The following is a 20362-nucleotide window of genomic DNA, read 5'->3' on the forward strand; positions in this document are numbered from 1 at the left end:
TTATCTTTATTTTCTGTTCAAATATAAATATCCTGATTTCTCAAAGGCATTTGAATTACTGTCTTTGTATTTAAGGATATAAAAATAGGTTCCTACCGGTAATTCTGCTGATTTCTCAAATGTAACCCGTCCTTCTGAGGTTCCCCTAAAAGCTTTGTCTTCATTATTATAATGACCGCGCTCAAAAACCAAAACTCCCCAACGGTTGTAGATTTCTACTGTATTGTCAGGATAGCATTCCAGTCCACGTATGTAAAACTTATCGTTTTCTCCGTCTCCATCGGGGGATACAGCATTGAACACTTTTATTGCACAACCTGAAACTGCAAGCACTGTTGGGTTATCATCAACCAGATTCATCTCATCCGATTTGTCTTCTACAATTGTTCCTTGTGGGCTGGTTCCGTAAACTGTTGCTTGATTCGAAACAAACCCAATATTGATATCTGTTTGTTTAATTACAAACTGTCCTTTGAAATTATTCGCATTGGATTCTCCAATTGCCAATACCAATGGAGTTCCCGACATCACGACTCCAGGCAATGGATCGTTTATTGTAACATTTGTCAATGGTGTGTTCCCAGTATTGGTAATCTCAAAACTGTAGGTAATCGTCTCTCCGGCTTGAGCATAACCATCTCCATTTTCATCATTGAAATGAGCTGTTTTTACCAATGCAATGCTCGGTCTGGCGACAAATACAGTTACAGTAGTTGTACTGCAATTACTTGGATTTGCCTTTTCACAAATACTGTATGTTAATGTATAGGTTCCGCCAGGGATGTTAGCTAACGTATTCAACAAACCATCAGTTCCCAATGTAAAATAAGGAGTCGGCGTTAAACTGATAGTTACATCTGATAATTTTACAGGTGATCCATTTAAAGTATCATTTGCCAATACATCAAAAACTCCATTTTGTGCTTGTGTTCCTTCTACAGTTCCTGCATCGTCCGTATTGGCTACTATATCTGCATACAATTTGCAACTGATACCAAAATCCAATTCCAAGTGAACTTTTTCTGTAGCAGAAAATTGAGCAAATAAGATATTATTTGTAGTCAAGCCACAATCTACATAACTTTTTGATTTGTTTGTACTAACTTGTTTAGTCGTTACACTTGGTAAAACTTTCACCAATCCTGATGCTGACATTGCTTCGGAAGCCAATTCAAAATTAGCTTCTTTAATAAACTCAATTTTATATTCACCATATGCATCTTTTGGAGCTCTTGTTCTCCAGTAACCTTCAACACCCATGGTTACACTTCTGGAGAAACCGTTAGGACCTGTTACAAATATATTAGGCACATTAGTTGTTCCATTACCAAAACCTGCAGCATTTAATTCTCCTGCATTTTCTTTTCCTTTATAACTTCCATCTCCATTAAAATCAATCCATTCCCATTTACTATAATCAATAACTCCATTGGAATCTGGTACATTTTGTGTTACGAGCCCATCATTATTGGCATCGTACCATTCGTCTTGTATTCCGTTATCATTTAAATCATACCATACAAAATCACCAAGCACTAATAAATCTGTTTTGTCATAACCAAAATCAATCTTTTGATAATTACAATTTTCGACTTTTAAGATTAAGAAACTTGAAGTTGTATTAAATAATTCTTGAGCAGCATTCAAATTAGCATCTTGAACTTGCAAGACGTAATCTCCAGGAATCATCCCTGAAAAAGCATACGAACCATCTGCTTTGGTTAAACGCAATAAAACTGGCCCCGTTGTTGTATTGATTGGCTTCAATGTAACTGGTACATTTGCCAATGGTGCATTTGTTGCAGCATTATAAACAATCCCCGAAATAACAGTAGATGTGTTACATACTACTGTTACGGTAACTGAAGCGGTATCACAATTATTGGCATGGGTTATGTCACAAATTGAGTAGGTCAAGACATAAGTACCTGCTGGAGTATTAGCCGCCAATTCAATTGTACCATCAGCTTTTAAACTCATATAACCTGTTGAATCTGCTGTTACAGTTGCCAAAACCACATTACTCAATGTAGCTTTATTTAAATCTACAAAATCATTATCTAAGACATTCAAAATATTTTGAACATTATTTATACCCGTTATAGGGCCTCCAAGATCATCATCAGCAAATATTACTGGTGGAGCGGGAGTAGGAATATCTTTTATTTCAATGCTAATATTTGCTACATCACAAACAGTAGGCGTTGCAGTTGAACAAATTTGATATTGCAATGTATAGTTTCCTATTGTTGCCCCTACTGCAACTGTAATTGCTCCATCCGAATTTAAGGTTAATCCATTTGGATAGACACCAATTGGAGTTACTGTAACTGAGTTGAAGGTAGCAGCAGATAACAATATTCCATTTACTGAGTCATTCAATAAAATATTATCAGTAAGTCCTCCATAGGTACCAATTATAGGCAATAAAACATCATCTTGAGCATCAATTGTATTTACTACTACTGTTGAAATTACGGTATCACAATTTGCTGGATTCGTTACCTCGCATATTTTATATTCTACTGAGTAGTTTCCTGCAGCCGTGTTTGGCGCTACAGTTACCGTTCCGTCTGCATTTAATGTTAATCCTGTTGGTACGGTTACTCCTGTCAATGTTACTTGACCTGGGTTGGTTCCAATAACTACTGGACTTCCGTTTAAGGTATCGTTTGCTACTAAGGTCGCTGTGGTTCCGCCTGGTAATCCATTGATAGATGGAGTGGTTTCCGTTACGGCATCAATTACCGATGTGCTTACTACTACTGTTGAAATTACAGTATCACAATTTGCTGGATTCGTTACCTCGCAGATTTTATATTCTATTGAGTAGTTTCCTGCAGCCGTGTTTGGCGCTATAGTTACCGTTCCGTCTGCATTTAATGTTAATCCTGTTGGTACGGTTACTCCTGTCAATGTTACTTGACCTGGGTTGGTTCCAATGACTACTGGACTTCCGTTTAAAGTATCGTTTGCTACTAAGGTCGCTGTGGTTCCGCCTGGTAATCCATTGATAGATGGAGTGGTTTCCGTTACGGCATCAATTACCGATGTGCTTACTACTACTGTTGAAATTACAGTATCACAATTTGCTGGATTCGTTACCTCGCAGATTTTATATTCTATTGAGTAGTTTCCTGCAGCCGTGTTTGGCGCTATAGTTACCGTTCCGTCTGCATTTAATGTTAATCCTGTTGGTACGGTTACTCCTGTCAATGTTACTTGACCTGGGTTGGTTCCAATAACTACTGGACTTCCGTTTAAGGTATCGTTTGCTACTAAGGTCGCTGTGGTTCCGCCTGGTAATCCATTGATAGATGGAGTGGTTTCCGTTACGGTATCAATTACCGATGTGCTTACTACTACTGTTGAAATTACAGTATCACAATTTGCTGGATTCGTTACCTCGCAGATTTTATATTCTATTGAGTAGTTTCCTGCAGCCGTGTTTGGCGCTATAGTTACCGTTCCGTCTGCATTTAGTGTTAATCCTGTTGGTACGGTTACTCCTGTCAATGTTACTTGACCTGGGTTGGTTCCAATAACTACTGGACTTCCGTTTAAGGTATCGTTTGCTACTAAGGTCGCTGTGGTTCCGCCTGGTAATCCATTGATAGATGGAGTGGTTTCCGTTACGGCATCAATTACCGATGTGCTCACTACTACAGTTGAAATTGCCGTATCACAATTTGCTGGATTCAATTTTTCACAAATAGAATACAATATCGTATAAACACCTGCTGGTGTGTTGGCTGGTACACTTATTTGTCCTGTAGTTACATCAATACTTGGTATTGGCGATCCAACTGTTGCTGGTGTAGCTGGTGTAGTTACAGTTAAGTTCACTAATCCTATTGCTACTGCTATTCCATTTAAGGTATCTGGATTCGTTGGGTTTCCAATTAATACATTTCCTGCATTAGCAGTTGCTGTGGTTCCATTTCCGCCCGAAATGGTATCATCAACTGCACAAATTACTTTAGAAATAATTATATCCGCTGTTGGTAATGAAGTACAGCCAATAGAATTAGTTATTGTATAATTATAAGTTCCTGTAGATAATCCTGTAATACTTGTAGTAGCCCTATTTCCTGACATAGCTCCTGGATTAATTATCCATTTTCCAGATGGTAATTCGCTTAATTCAACACTACCAGTGGGTACAGCACAAGTTGCCTGTGTTAAAACTACTACTGTTGGTGCTGCCGGTGTTGGCAATATCGCTCCGCCATTATACGTGAAACTGGCCGAGGTAGCCGAACAGTTTGATGCATTTTCTGCTGTTATCGTATAGGATGTGCCGTCTGTTCCTCCTGTGATAACTCCTGCCACTCCTACAGTTAATCCTGATGGCGTGGATGTATAGGTTAAACTCGCATCATACGTACTCAAAATATTCGTAGCTGCTGAGGCACATGTTGGTGCCGTTACCGCTACTGTTGGTGCTGCCGGTGTTGGCAATATCGCTCCGCCATTATACGTGAAACTGGCCGAGGTAGCCGAACAGTTTGATGCATTTTCTGCTGTTATCGTATAGGATGTGCCGTCTGTTCCTCCTGTGATAACTCCTGCCGCTCCTACAGTTAATCCTGATGGCGTGGATGTATAGGTTAAACTCGCATCATACGTACTCAAAATATTCGTAGCTGCTGAGGCACATGTTGGTGCCGTTACCGCTACTGTTGGTGCTGCCGGTGTTGGCAATATCGCTCCGCCATTATACGTGAAACTGGCCGAGGTAGCCGAACAGTTTGATGCATTTTCTGCTGTTATCGTATAGGATGTGCCGTCTGTTCCTCCTGTGATAACTCCTGCCGCTCCTACAGTTAATCCTGATGGCGTGGATGTATAGGTTAAACTCGCATCATACGTACTCAAAATATTCGTAGCTGCTGAGGCACATGTTGGTGCCGTTACCGCTACTGTTGGTGCTGCCGGTGTTGGCAATATCGCTCCGCCATTATACGTGAAACTGGCCGAGGTAGCCGAACAGTTTGATGCATTTTCTGCTGTTATCGTATAGGATGTGCCGTCTGTTCCTCCTGTGATAACTCCTGCCGCTCCTACAGTTAATCCTGATGGCGTGGATGTATAGGTTAAACTCGCATCATACGTACTCAAAATATTCGTAGCTGCTGAGGCACATGTTGGTGCCGTTACCGCTACTGTTGGTGCTGCCGGTGTTGGCAATATCGCTCCGCCATTATACGTGAAACTGGCCGAGGTAGCCGAACAGTTTGATGCATTTTCTGCTGTTATCGTATAGGATGTGCCGTCTGTTCCTCCTGTGATAACTCCTGCCGCTCCTACAGTTAATCCTGATGGCGTGGATGTATAGGTTAAACTCGCATCATACGTACTCAAAATATTCGTAGCTGCTGAGGCACATGTTGGTGCCGTTACCGCTACTGTTGGTGCTGCCGGTGTTGGCAATATCGCTCCGCCATTATACGTGAAACTGGCCGAGGTAGCCGAACAGTTTGATGCATTTTCTGCTGTTATCGTATAGGATGTGCCGTCTGTTCCTCCTGTGATAACTCCTGCCACTCCTACAGTTAATCCTGATGGCGTGGATGTATAGGTTAAACTCGCATCATACGTACTCAAAATATTCGTAGCTGCTGAGGCACATGTTGGTGCCGTTACCGCTACTGTTGGTGCTGCCGGTGTTGGCAATATCGCTCCGCCATTATACGTGAAACTGGCCGAGGTAGCCGAACAGTTTGATGCATTTTCTGCTGTTATCGTATAGGATGTGCCGTCTGTTCCTCCTGTGATAACTCCTGCCGCTCCTACAGTTAATCCTGATGGCGTGGATGTATAGGTTAAACTCGCATCATACGTACTCAAAATATTCGTAGCTGCTGAGGCACATGTTGGTGCCGTTACCGCTACTGTTGGTGCTGCCGGTGTTGGCAATATCGCTCCGCCATTATACGTGAAACTGGCCGAGGTAGCCGAACAGTTTGATGCATTTTCTGCTGTTATCGTATAGGATGTGCCGTCTGTTCCTCCTGTGATAACTCCTGCCGCTCCTACAGTTAATCCTGATGGCGTGGATGTATAGGTTAAACTCGCATCATACGTACTCAAAATATTCGTAGCTGCTGAGGCACATGTTGGTGCCGTTACCGCTACTGTTGGTGCTGCCGGTGTTGGCAATATCGCTCCGCCATTATACGTGAAACTGGCCGAGGTAGCTGAACAGTTTGATGCATTTTCTGCTGTTATCGTATAGGATGTGCCGTCTGTTCCTCCTGTGATAACTCCTGCCGCTCCTACAGTTAATCCTGATGGCGTGGATGTATAGGTTAAACTCGCATCATACGTACTCAAAATATTCGTAGCTGCTGAGGCACATGTTGGTGCCGTTACCGCTACTGTTGGTGCTGCCGGTGTTGGCAATATCGCTCCGCCATTATACGTGAAACTGGCCGAGGTAGCTGAACAGTTTGATGCATTTTCTGCTGTTATCGTATAGGATGTGCCGTCTGTTCCTCCTGTGATAACTCCTGCCGCTCCTACAGTTAATCCTGATGGCGTGGATGTATAGGTTAAACTCGCATCATACGTACTCAAAATATTCGTAGCTGCTGAGGCACATGTTGGTGCCGTTACCGCTACTGTTGGTGCTGCCGGTGTTGGCAATATCGCTCCGCCATTATACGTGAAACTGGCCGAGGTAGCCGAACAGTTTGATGCATTTTCTGCTGTTATCGTATAGGATGTGCCGTCTGTTCCTCCTGTGATAACTCCTGCCGCTCCTACAGTTAATCCTGATGGCGTGGATGTATAGGTTAAACTCGCATCATACGTACTCAAAATATTCGTAGCTGCTGAGGCACATGTTGGTGCCGTTACCGCTACTGTTGGTGCTGCCGGTGTTGGCAATATCGCTCCGCCATTATACGTGAAACTGGCCGAGGTAGCCGAACAGTTTGATGCATTTTCTGCTGTTATCGTATAGGATGTGCCGTCTGTTCCTCCTGTGATAACTCCTGCCACTCCTACAGTTAATCCTGATGGCGTGGATGTATAGGTTAAACTCGCATCATACGTACTCAAAATATTCGTAGCTGCTGAGGCACATGTTGGTGCCGTTACCGCTACTGTTGGTGCTGCCGGTGTTGGCAATATCGCTCCACCATTATACGTGAAACTGGCCGAGGTAGCCGAACAGTTTGATGCATTTTCTGCTGTTATCGTATAGGATGTGCCGTCTGTTCCTCCTGTGATAACTCCTGCCACTCCTACAGTTAATCCTGATGGCGTGGATGTATAGGTTAAACTCGCATCATACGTACTCAAAATATTCGTAGCTGCTGAGGCACATGTTGGTGCCGTTACCGCTACTGTTGGTGCTGCCGGTGTTGGCAATATCGCTCCGCCATTATACGTGAAACTGGCCGAGGTAGCCGAACAGTTTGATGCATTTTCTGCTGTTATCGTATAGGATGTGCCGTCTGTTCCTCCTGTGATAACTCCTGCCGCTCCTACAGTTAATCCTGATGGCGTGGATGTATAGGTTAAACTCGCATCATACGTACTCAAAATATTCGTAGCTGCTGAGGCACATGTTGGTGCCGTTACCGCTACTGTTGGTGCTGCCGGTGTTGGCAATATCGCTCCGCCATTATACGTGAAACTGGCCGAGGTAGCCGAACAGTTTGATGCATTTTCTGCTGTTATCGTATAGGATGTGCCGTCTGTTCCTCCTGTGATAACTCCTGCCACTCCTACAGTTAATCCTGATGGCGTGGATGTATAGGTTAAACTCGCATCATACGTACTCAAAATATTCGTAGCTGCTGAGGCACATGTTGGTGCCGTTACCGCTACTGTTGGTGCTGCCGGTGTTGGCAATATCGCTCCGCCATTATACGTGAAACTGGCCGAGGTAGCCGAACAGTTTGATGCATTTTCTGCTGTTATCGTATAGGATGTGCCGTCTGTTCCTCCTGTGATAACTCCTGCCACTCCTACAGTTAATCCTGATGGCGTGGATGTATAGGTTAAACTCGCATCATACGTACTCAAAATATTCGTAGCTGCTGAGGCACATGTTGGTGCCGTTACCGCTACTGTTGGTGCTGCCGGTGTTGGCAATATCGCTCCACCATTATACGTGAAACTGGCCGAGGTAGCCGAACAGTTTGATGCATTTTCTGCTGTTATCGTATAGGATGTGCCGTCTGTTCCTCCTGTGATAACTCCTGCCACTCCTACAGTTAATCCTGATGGCGTGGATGTATAGGTTAAACTCGCATCATACGTACTCAAAATATTCGTAGCTGCTGAGGCACATGTTGGTGCCGTTACCGCTACTGTTGGTGCTGCCGGTGTTGGCAATATCGCTCCGCCATTATACGTGAAACTGGCCGAGGTAGCCGAACAGTTTGATGCATTTTCTGCTGTTATCGTATAGGATGTGCCGTCTGTTCCTCCTGTGATAACTCCTGCCGCTCCTACAGTTAATCCTGATGGCGTGGATGTATAGGTTAAACTCGCATCATACGTACTCAAAATATTCGTAGCTGCTGAGGCACATGTTGGTGCCGTTACCGCTACTGTTGGTGCTGCCGGTGTTGGCAATATCGCTCCGCCATTATACGTGAAACTGGCCGAGGTAGCCGAACAGTTTGATGCATTTTCTGCTGTTATCGTATAGGATGTGCCGTCTGTTCCTCCTGTGATAACTCCTGCCGCTCCTACAGTTAATCCTGATGGCGTGGATGTATAGGTTAAACTCGCATCATACGTACTCAAAATATTCGTAGCTGCTGAGGCACATGTTGGTGCCGTTACCGCTACTGTTGGTGCTGCCGGTGTTGGCAATATCGCTCCGCCATTATACGTGAAACTGGCCGAGGTAGCCGAACAGTTTGATGCATTTTCTGCTGTTATCGTATAGGATGTGCCGTCTGTTCCTCCTGTGATAACTCCTGCCGCTCCTACAGTTAATCCTGATGGCGTGGATGTATAGGTTAAACTCGCATCATACGTACTCAAAATATTCGTAGCTGCTGAGGCACATGTTGGTGCCGTTACCGCTACTGTTGGTGCTGCCGGTGTTGGCAATATCGCTCCGCCATTATACGTGAAACTGGCCGAGGTAGCCGAACAGTTTGATGCATTTTCTGCTGTTATCGTATAGGATGTGCCGTCTGTTCCTCCTGTGATAACTCCTGCCACTCCTACAGTTAATCCTGATGGCGTGGATGTATAGGTTAAACTCGCATCATACGTACTCAAAATATTCGTAGCTGCTGAGGCACATGTTGGTGCCGTTACCGCTACTGTTGGTGCTGCCGGTGTTGGCAATATCGCTCCGCCATTATACGTGAAACTGGCCGAGGTAGCCGAACAGTTTGATGCATTTTCTGCTGTTATCGTATAGGATGTGCCGTCTGTTCCTCCTGTGATAACTCCTGCCGCTCCTACAGTTAATCCTGATGGCGTGGATGTATAGGTTAAACTCGCATCATACGTACTCAAAATATTCGTAGCTGCTGAGGCACATGTTGGTGCCGTTACCGCTACTGTTGGTGCTGCCGGTGTTGGCAATATCGCTCCGCCATTATACGTGAAACTGGCCGAGGTAGCCGAACAGTTTGATGCATTTTCTGCTGTTATCGTATAGGATGTGCCGTCTGTTCCTCCTGTGATAACTCCTGCCACTCCTACAGTTAATCCTGATGGCGTGGATGTATAGGTTAAACTCGCATCATACGTACTCAAAATATTCGTAGCTGCTGAGGCACATGTTGGTGCCGTTACCGCTACTGTTGGTGCTGCCGGTGTTGGCAATATCGCTCCACCATTATACGTGAAACTGGCCGAGGTAGCCGAACAGTTTGATGCATTTTCTGCTGTTATCGTATAGGATGTGCCGTCTGTTCCTCCTGTGATAACTCCTGCCACTCCTACAGTTAATCCTGATGGCGTGGATGTATAGGTTAAACTCGCATCATACGTACTCAAAATATTCGTAGCTGCTGAGGCACATGTTGGTGCCGTTACCGCTACTGTTGGTGCTGCCGGTGTTGGCAATATCGCTCCGCCATTATACGTGAAACTGGCCGAGGTAGCCGAACAGTTTGATGCATTTTCTGCTGTTATCGTATAGGATGTGCCGTCTGTTCCTCCTGTGATAACTCCTGCCACTCCTACAGTTAATCCTGATGGCGTGGATGTATAGGTTAAACTCGCATCATACGTACTCAAAATATTCGTAGCTGCTGAGGCACATGTTGGTGCCGTTACCGCTACTGTTGGTGCTGCCGGTGTTGGCAATATCGCTCCGCCATTATACGTGAAACTGGCCGAGGTAGCCGAACAGTTTGATGCATTTTCTGCTGTTATCGTATAGGATGTGCCGTCTGTTCCTCCTGTGATAACTCCTGCCGCTCCTACAGTTAATCCTGATGGCGTGGATGTATAGGTTAAACTCGCATCATACGTACTCAAAATATTCGTAGCTGCTGAGGCACATGTTGGTGCCGTTACCGCTACTGTTGGTGCTGCCGGTGTTGGCAATATCGCTCCGCCATTATACGTGAAACTGGCCGAGGTAGCTGAACAGTTTGATGCATTTTCTGCTGTTATCGTATAGGATGTGCCGTCTGTTCCTCCTGTGATAACTCCTGCCGCTCCTACAGTTAATCCTGATGGCGTGGATGTATAGGTTAAACTCGCATCATACGTACTCAAAATATTCGTAGCTGCTGAGGCACATGTTGGTGCCGTTACCGCTACTGTTGGTGCTGCCGGTGTTGGCAATATCGCTCCGCCATTATACGTGAAACTGGCCGAGGTAGCTGAACAGTTTGATGCATTTTCTGCTGTTATCGTATAGGATGTGCCGTCTGTTCCTCCTGTGATAACTCCTGCCGCTCCTACAGTTAATCCTGATGGCGTGGATGTATAGGTTAAACTCGCATCATACGTACTCAAAATATTCGTAGCTGCTGAGGCACATGTTGGTGCCGTTACCGCTACTGTTGGTGCTGCCGGTGTTGGCAATATCGCTCCGCCATTATACGTGAAACTGGCCGAGGTAGCCGAACAGTTTGATGCATTTTCTGCTGTTATCGTATAGGATGTGCCGTCTGTTCCTCCTGTGATAACTCCTGCCGCTCCTACAGTTAATCCTGATGGCGTGGATGTATAGGTTAAACTCGCATCATACGTACTCAAAATATTCGTAGCTGCTGAGGCACATGTTGGTGCCGTTACCGCTACTGTTGGTGCTGCCGGTGTTGGCAATATCGCTCCGCCATTATACGTGAAACTGGCCGAGGTAGCCGAACAGTTTGATGCATTTTCTGCTGTTATCGTATAGGATGTGCCGTCTGTTCCTCCTGTGATAACTCCTGCCGCTCCTACAGTTAATCCTGATGGCGTGGATGTATAGGTTAAACTCGCATCATACGTACTCAAAATATTCGTAGCTGCTGAGGCACATGTTGGTGCCGTTACCGCTACTGTTGGTGCTGCCGGTGTTGGCAATATCGCTCCACCATTATACGTGAAACTGGCCGAGGTAGCCGAACAGTTTGATGCATTTTCTGCTGTTATCGTATAGGATGTGCCGTCTGTTCCTCCTGTGATAACTCCTGCCACTCCTACAGTTAATCCTGATGGCGTGGATGTATAGGTTAAACTCGCATCATACGTACTCAAAATATTCGTAGCTGCTGAGGCACATGTTGGTGCCGTTACCGCTACTGTTGGTGCTGCCGGTGTTGGCAATATCGCTCCGCCATTATACGTGAAACTGGCCGAGGTAGCCGAACAGTTTGATGCATTTTCTGCTGTTATCGTATAGGATGTGCCGTCTGTTCCTCCTGTGATAACTCCTGCCGCTCCTACAGTTAATCCTGATGGCGTGGATGTATAGGTTAAACTCGCATCATACGTACTCAAAATATTCGTAGCTGCTGAGGCACATGTTGGTGCCGTTACCGCTACTGTTGGTGCTGCCGGTGTTGGCAATATCGCTCCGCCATTATACGTGAAACTGGCCGAGGTAGCCGAACAGTTTGATGCATTTTCTGCTGTTATCGTATAGGATGTGCCGTCTGTTCCTCCTGTGATAACTCCTGCCACTCCTACAGTTAATCCTGATGGCGTGGATGTATAGGTTAAACTCGCATCATACGTACTCAAAATATTCGTAGCTGCTGAGGCACATGTTGGTGCCGTTACCGCTACTGTTGGTGCTGCCGGTGTTGGCAATATCGCTCCGCCATTATACGTGAAACTGGCCGAGGTAGCCGAACAGTTTGATGCATTTTCTGCTGTTATCGTATAGGATGTGCCGTCTGTTCCTCCTGTGATAACTCCTGCCACTCCTACAGTTAATCCTGATGGCGTGGATGTATAGGTTAAACTCGCATCATACGTACTCAAAATATTCGTAGCTGCTGAGGCACATGTTGGTGCCGTTACCGCTACTGTTGGTGCTGCCGGTGTTGGCAATATCGCTCCGCCATTATACGTGAAACTGGCCGAGGTAGCCGAACAGTTTGATGCATTTTCTGCTGTTATCGTATAGGATGTGCCGTCTGTTCCTCCTGTGATAACTCCTGCCACTCCTACAGTTAATCCTGATGGCGTGGATGTATAGGTTAAACTCGCATCATACGTACTCAAAATATTCGTAGCTGCTGAGGCACATGTTGGTGCCGTTACCGCTACTGTTGGTGCTGCCGGTGTTGGCAATATCGCTCCACCATTATACGTGAAACTGGCCGAGGTAGCCGAACAGTTTGATGCATTTTCTGCTGTTATCGTATAGGATGTGCCGTCTGTTCCTCCTGTGATAACTCCTGCCACTCCTACAGTTAATCCTGATGGCGTGGATGTATAGGTTAAACTCGCATCATACGTACTCAAAATATTCGTAGCTGCTGAGGCACATGTTGGTGCCGTTACCGCTACTGTTGGTGCTGCCGGTGTTGGCAATATCGCTCCGCCATTATACGTGAAACTGGCCGAGGTAGCCGAACAGTTTGATGCATTTTCTGCTGTTATCGTATAGGATGTGCCGTCTGTTCCTCCTGTGATAACTCCTGCCACTCCTACAGTTAATCCTGATGGCGTGGATGTATAGGTTAAACTCGCATCATACGTACTCAAAATATTCGTAGCTGCTGAGGCACATGTTGGTGCCGTTACCGCTACTGTTGGTGCTGCCGGTGTTGGCAATATCGCTCCGCCATTATACGTGAAACTGGCCGAGGTAGCCGAACAGTTTGATGCATTTTCTGCTGTTATCGTATAGGATGTGCCGTCTGTTCCTCCTGTGATAACTCCTGCCGCTCCTACAGTTAATCCTGATGGCGTGGATGTATAGGTTAAACTCGCATCATACGTACTCAAAATATTCGTAGCTGCTGAGGCACATGTTGGTGCCGTTACCGCTACTGTTGGTGCTGCCGGTGTTGGCAATATCGCTCCGCCATTATACGTGAAACTGGCCGAGGTAGCCGAACAGTTTGATGCATTTTCTGCTGTTATCGTATAGGATGTGCCGTCTGTTCCTCCTGTGATAACTCCTGCCGCTCCTACAGTTAATCCTGATGGCGTGGATGTATAGGTTAAACTCGCATCATACGTACTCAAAATATTCGTAGCTGCTGAGGCACATGTTGGTGCCGTTACCGCTACTGTTGGTGCTGCCGGTGTTGGCAATATCGCTCCGCCATTATACGTGAAACTGGCCGAGGTAGCTGAACAGTTTGATGCATTTTCTGCTGTTATCGTATAGGATGTGCCGTCTGTTCCTCCTGTGATAACTCCTGCCGCTCCTACAGTTAATCCTGATGGCGTGGATGTATAGGTTAAACTCGCATCATACGTACTCAAAATATTCGTAGCTGCTGAGGCACATGTTGGTGCCGTTACCGCTACTGTTGGTGCTGCCGGTGTTGGCAATATCGCTCCGCCATTATACGTGAAACTGGCCGAGGTAGCTGAACAGTTTGATGCATTTTCTGCTGTTATCGTATAGGATGTGCCGTCTGTTCCTCCTGTGATAACTCCTGCCGCTCCTACAGTTAATCCTGATGGCGTGGATGTATAGGTTAAACTCGCATCATACGTACTCAAAATATTCGTAGCTGCTGAGGCACATGTTGGTGCCGTTACCGCTACTGTTGGTGCTGCCGGTGTTGGCAATATCGCTCCGCCATTATACGTGAAACTGGCCGAGGTAGCCGAACAGTTTGATGCATTTTCTGCTGTTATCGTATAGGATGTGCCGTCTGTTCCTCCTGTGATAACTCCTGCCGCTCCTACAGTTAATCCTGATGGCGTGGATGTATAGGTTAAACTCGCATCATACGTACTCAAAATATTCGTAGCTGCTGAGGCACATGTTGGTGCCGTTACCGCTACTGTTGGTGCTGCCGGTGTTGGCAATATCGCTCCGCCATTATACGTGAAACTGGCCGAGGTAGCCGAACAGTTTGATGCATTTTCTGCTGTTATCGTATAGGATGTGCCGTCTGTTCCTCCTGTGATAACTCCTGCCACTCCTACAGTTAATCCTGATGGCGTGGATGTATAGGTTAAACTCGCATCATACGTACTCAAAATATTCGTAGCTGCTGAGGCACATGTTGGTGCCGTTACCGCTACTGTTGGTGCTGCCGGTGTTGGATTTACAGTTACAATTTCTGTTTCTGTTAATTGTTGTGAGCAAGTAGTTGTAGTATTGGTCGCCAAAACATTGAATGTCATAGTACTCGTTAAATTACCTGTTGGCAAATTAATCGGTGTTGCTGTTCCCGTTCCTGCCACTGCTACTCCAACATTGGTTGCGCCATTTCGTAATTGGTAATTAATACCACTCACTGAATTCGCAACGGTTATGTTGGTTCCAGTTCCTGAACAAATAGAACCCGTTCCCGCCAATACTAAACTAGCATCTGGCAATGGATTAACACTTAAAGTAGCATTTTGGCTAAATGTTTGACTACAATTTGGGGTAGCACTTGTAGAGGTGATTCCTGTTATTTGTAATGTCTGTCCATTATTGGCAGCCGTCAAAGAGGCCGAAGTAAAACTCGCAACTCCTGATCCATTGGCAACAACTCCCGTTACTGCCGTTTGGGCAACTCCATTTATAGTGTAAGCTATAGTAGAGACACTGCTGGCCAACAATCCTGTTAAATTAATTGTCGCTCCCAAACCAGCACAAACTGCTGATGCCTGTGAAGCTCCTGTTATTGTAGGGATAGGGCTTATTGATACCAATACAGATGCCGAATTAGCAACAGCACAAACTCCACTTTGAACTACCGCCCTAAAATAAGTGTTTGCACTAAGATTACCAATGATTGCGCCTGTCAACGTTGTTGATGTTCCTACTATATCTGTTGGAGCTGTAAAGGCGGCATCGCTTGATTTTTGCCATTTTACTACACTTCCTGTATTTCCTCCTAAAGTTAAATCTGCTGGTGAAGTTCCAGAACAAATCGTTTGGGGGGATGATACCGTTCCTCCTACTGAAGTAGGATTAACACTTAAAGTAACATTTTGAGTAAATGTTTGACTACAATTTGGTGTAGTACTTGTTGTAGTTATCCCGGTTATTTGCAATATCTGTCCATTATTGGCTGCCGTCAAAAGGGCCGAAGTAAAGCTCGCAGCTCCAGACGCATTGGAAACACCTGTTGTTCTTGTCGGTTGAGAAACTCCATTTATAGTGTAAGCAATAGTAGATGTTGTGTTGGCCAACAATCCTGTTAAATTAATTGTCGCTCTCGACCCTACACAAACTGACGCCGCTTGTGATGCTCCTGTTAATGTTGGCGTTGCTAAAGTTACTGTTACTGATGAAGTTGGATCTGATTCACCTAATGTTGAAATTGCAATTCTACGGTAGTTGGTGGTAGTCGTTAATCCTGAGGGAGCATCATAAGTTGCTGCTGTTGCTCCAGGTATTGTAGTCCAAGTACTGAATGGACTAACCGAACTTTCCCATCTGTAACTTATAGTACCTTCTCCTACTCCATCACTAGTACTTGTAAATGGGGCTGGATCGCCTCCGCTACATATAGTTTGATTAGTAGCAATTGATCCAGGCAAAACAGTTACTTTAACATAAGCGGTAGCTTTGTCACAAATAGTAGGAGACAAACTAGTGGAGCATAATTCATAATCAATTGAATAAACCCCATTTGTAGTTCCTGTTTTTACTGTAATTATTCCAGCTGGATCTATTGATAAAGGTAGTTGCGCTTTCGCTGTTACAATAGTATTTGCCGTAGTTACAGGAGTTCCATCTATAAGATCGTTAGCTTTAACTGATGTTGCTAAAGTTGATCCTGATATTACTGTTGCAAATGGTGTTAAAAGACTTCCATCATCCACTGCATCAATTGGGATACAACCTACATTAACTGGAGTTGATGCAACAGATAAACCACAAGATTTAGTACCAGCTACTGAGTAAGATCCTGTAACAGTAGGGACGAATGTTTGACTTGTCGCTCCAGGGATCAAAACATCATTTAAATACCATTGATAAGGTGCTAATCCAGGCTCTGCAGTTAATACAGTAACACAACCTGCCCCATTGATTGTTGGCGAAAACATCTGAGTCGCTTGGTCATTAAATGATGACAAATAAGAGGCCATCGAAAAACCTCCTCCTTGTTGCACCATACTTACACTCATTCGAACAGTCGAAGTAAAAATAAGATCTGTAGGATTTAATATATTAGCATTTGTAAAACCAATTATATAAAAACCAGATGTGCCAATTTGCTTTCTTGCACCTGCTAAAGTTTCTAAATTTGATCCATTTATGTTAACTACTGCTGTTGGGTCATTTACTAATACATATCCAAAATAAGGTAAATTATTATTATCATATTTTGTAAACTTTTTTGTTTCCACTCTAAACGAACCTGTACAGGCACTTACTGGAGCAACGCAAGCCATATCAACCTCGCATCCTTCTGCAGTTCCTGAGTATACCACTATTTTCTTATCAGATGAAATGACAGAAGCGGAATATTGAACCCCATCAATACCATGAAAAATATTTTGATAACTTCCCGCTGTTGACAACACGTATGTATTTATTGCTGTTATGGTTCCTGCAGTATTTACAGTATTTACAGTAACTGTTGTATTATCTTCTGTGGCAATAAAAAGGGTTTGTTCGGGAAAATTTGTATTAACGCTTGCTCCTCTAGTTGTACCGTTCCCTCTAACCACTAAATAATTTGTTCCTAAAACTCGTACAGGTGGAATTTCATTCAAAACAGCATCACCACAACCAGTTGGCACATCTCTCCATTGACCAGAATTCATAACAACAGCTTTTGAAGATGTTATCAAGGACCCAATTGTAGTTTGAAAAAGATACGATTGACCAGCATTCAAAGTAACCAATACAGTCCCATTTTTTGATACTACTGTGTTATTATCAATAGCCATAACAGAATAAACAGGTGCTGCTGCAGCAGCTGGAAAACCAGTTGGGCTATATGCATAAAGTCCCGTAAAATTTGACCTGTAATAACCAACTCTAAACGAAGACCCAATAGCCTCATTGCCATAACTTGCTAACGAAGAATTTCCTTTTATTTGGTCTGGATTACCCCCACCAACCTGATCACTTTCAACATTTCGCACTGATACCGAAATTGGTAAATCACTTGTAAAAATTAAACCTCTATCATTATATATTGTATTGATTGCATTGGCAGGTTTTGACGCTGGCGCACCAGCTGGTCTATAGGCAACAGGTGTTCCAGATGTCACACTCAAAGTAGTTATAGCTGTTCCATCACTTTTGGTAACCGTTACACTAGCAGTTCCCGCAGAACAAGAAACAATAAATTCATTAGCATTAGAAGAATAATCCCAGGGAGCAGCTGCAATATAGTGTTTGGTAGCGTATTGTGAATACCCTTTACTGGTCAATAATAACAAAAGTGCAACAAGAAAGAATGGCTTAAAAAAGTTAAGCCCTTTTAAAGTAAAGTTTTCCATAGTTAAGTAAGCATTAAGAATCAATAGTTTGGGTATTGCAAAACTATATAATTATAAAATACTTATTAACATTTTTCGTTTAAAAGCGCATTTAAACGATAAGATACACAGATATTCGATAAAAAACTAAAAAATCCGATGAAAAACAAGTGTGAAATGTTAATTTTTAATCTAAAATGTAAATATATTGTCGGAATTCAAACAAAAAAAATAATTTTCATCTAAAAAAAAACAAAAAAAGAAATTAAATTATTTATCCATAAAAGAAATATTATTTTTAAATCTCTGATATTTAGACCTTTTAATTGGCGAACTCTTAAATAATGAATTAAAAACCTCTTCTGTTATTTCTCTCCATTCTTTTTTAGACATTGACAACAATTCTGGAGTTGCATTAAACAAAGGTTCATTATGTGGCTTAGAAAAACGATTCCAGGGACAAACATCTTGACACACATCACATCCAAAAACCCAGTCATTAAATTTTCCTTTCATTTCATCGGGAATATTTTCTTTAAGTTCAATTGTAAAATACGAGATACATTTACTTCCATCAACCACATAAGGGGAAACAATCGCTTCAGTTGGGCAAGAATCAATACAAGCAGTACAAGAGCCACAATGATCTGTTGTTGCAGTGTCATAATCGAGGTCAAGATCGATAACAAGTTCAGCAATAAAATAAAAAGAACCCACTTTTTGAGTCAATAAATTACTGTTTTTACCTATCCAACCCAATCCGCTTTTTGCGGCCCAAGCTTTATCAAGAACCGGAGCAGAATCAACAAACGCGCGACCGGTAACCTCTCCAATACTTTCTTGAATTGAGAAAAGCAATTCTTTCAGTTTTTCCTTAATAACAAAATGATAATCTTGACCGTATGCGTATTTGGATATTTTGTAAGACTCAGTATTTTGCATTTCTGATGGAAAATAGTTTAACAAAAGCGAAACAACACTTTTAGCTCCATCCACCAATAAAGTTGGATTCAAGCGTTTGTCGAAATTATTTTCCATATAGGACATTTGACCATTCATTTGCTTGTTTAACCAATGTTCTAAACGGTGTGCATCTTCTTCCAAAAATCCTGCTTTGGATATACCACATGACAAAAAACCGAGGCGCTTGGCTTCGGATTTTATGAATTCTGTGTATTTAGATTTATTTAATATGGCTGATTATTTAAAAATTGAACTTGACAAGAACAAACTAGCCCCGATAGCAGTGAAAATCCTTGCTTGTACCGTTTTTTAACGGGACAAACAAGATTGCAACGAATAGCGGGAACAAGCTCCTTAAAATTTAAAACAACCCCCCTTGAATGTTTGTTCTAATTTTCCCTAAATGCTTATAGGCTTTGTCTGTAACTTCCCTCCCTCTAGGCGTTCGCATGATAAATCCTTCCTGAATTAAGAAAGGTTCATAAACCTCTTCGATAGTTTCACTACTCTCAGAAACAGCCGTAGCCAACGTAGACAGTCCAACGGGTCCGCCTTTAAATTTATCTATAATAGTATTCAAAATTTTATTATCCATTTCATCCAATCCGTGAGCATCTACATTAAGGGCTTTCAAGGCATAGCGGGCAATCTCGACATCAATTGTTCCGTTCCCTTTGATTTGGGCAAAATCACGAACACGACGTAATAAAGCATTTGCAATACGAGGAGTCCCTCTACTTCTCCCTGCAATTTCGATAGCTGCCTCGATTGAGATGGGCATTTTAAATATGGACGCACTGCGCTCTACAATTGATGTCAAAAGTTCTGTAGTATAATATTGCAAACGAGAAGATATTCCAAAACGGGCACGCATAGGAGCCGTTAGCAATCCCGATCGCGTTGTGGCACCAATAAGTGTAAATGGGTTCAGATTGATTTGTACTGTTCTGGCATTAGGTCCAGATTCAATCATAATATCAATCTTGAAATCTTCCATGGCCGAATACAAATATTCCTCCACAATTGGGCTTAAACGATGAATTTCATCAATAAAAAGAACATCTCTTTCTTCAAGGTTAGTCAACAAACCAGCTAAATCTCCAGGTTTATCTAATACAGGACCCGAAGTGATTTTTATACCGACTTTCAATTCATTAGCCAGAATGTTTGCCAACGTGGTTTTACCTAATCCTGGAGGCCCATGAAAAAGGGTATGATCTAAAGCCTCATTACGTTGATTTGCAGCAGCTACGAATACCTTAAGATTTTCCAAAACCTGATCTTGTCCAGCAAAATCGTCAAAAGACAAAGGCCTTAATCTTTTTTCGATATCTAGTTCTTCAGAGCTAAAGTAATTATTTGTTGGATCTAAGTTTTCATTCATAAGACAAAGATAGCGAAGTTATAC

The 20362-nt window shown here is 43.3% G+C and carries 3 protein-coding genes; all 3 read right to left on the reverse strand.

Annotation, left to right across the window (positions count from 1 at the left end; all coding sequences use genetic code 11):
* Positions 1–6: 6 nt before the first annotated feature.
* Positions 7–18012: a gliding motility-associated C-terminal domain-containing protein gene (locus tag OLM57_RS02215; protein WP_264565610.1), complete on the reverse strand. Its 18006-nt coding sequence runs from the start codon at positions 18010–18012 to the stop codon at positions 7–9.
* Positions 18013–18261: 249 nt separating this feature from the next.
* Positions 18262–19185, reverse strand: a complete 924-nt coding sequence (queG, locus tag OLM57_RS02220) for a tRNA epoxyqueuosine(34) reductase QueG (protein WP_264566940.1) — start codon at positions 19183–19185, stop codon at positions 18262–18264.
* A gap of 130 nt (positions 19186–19315) precedes the next feature.
* On the reverse strand, positions 19316–20338 hold the full coding sequence (ruvB, locus tag OLM57_RS02225) for a Holliday junction branch migration DNA helicase RuvB (RefSeq protein ID WP_264565611.1): 1023 nt from the start codon (positions 20336–20338) through the stop codon (positions 19316–19318).
* Positions 20339–20362: the final 24 nt, after the last annotated feature.

Origin of the sequence: Flavobacterium sp. N3904, from assembly GCF_025947305.1 — a bacterium.
GTDB lineage: Bacteria > Bacteroidota > Bacteroidia > Flavobacteriales > Flavobacteriaceae > Flavobacterium.

Excerpts from the sequence above, each read along its gene's own strand:
- OLM57_RS02215 (WP_264565610.1), bottom strand. The coding sequence starts at position 18,012 with ATGGAAAACTTTACTTTAAAAGGGCTTAACTTTTTTAAGCCATTCTTT.
- ruvB (WP_264565611.1), bottom strand. The coding sequence starts at position 20,338 with ATGAATGAAAACTTAGATCCAACAAATAATTACTTTAGCTCTGAAGAA.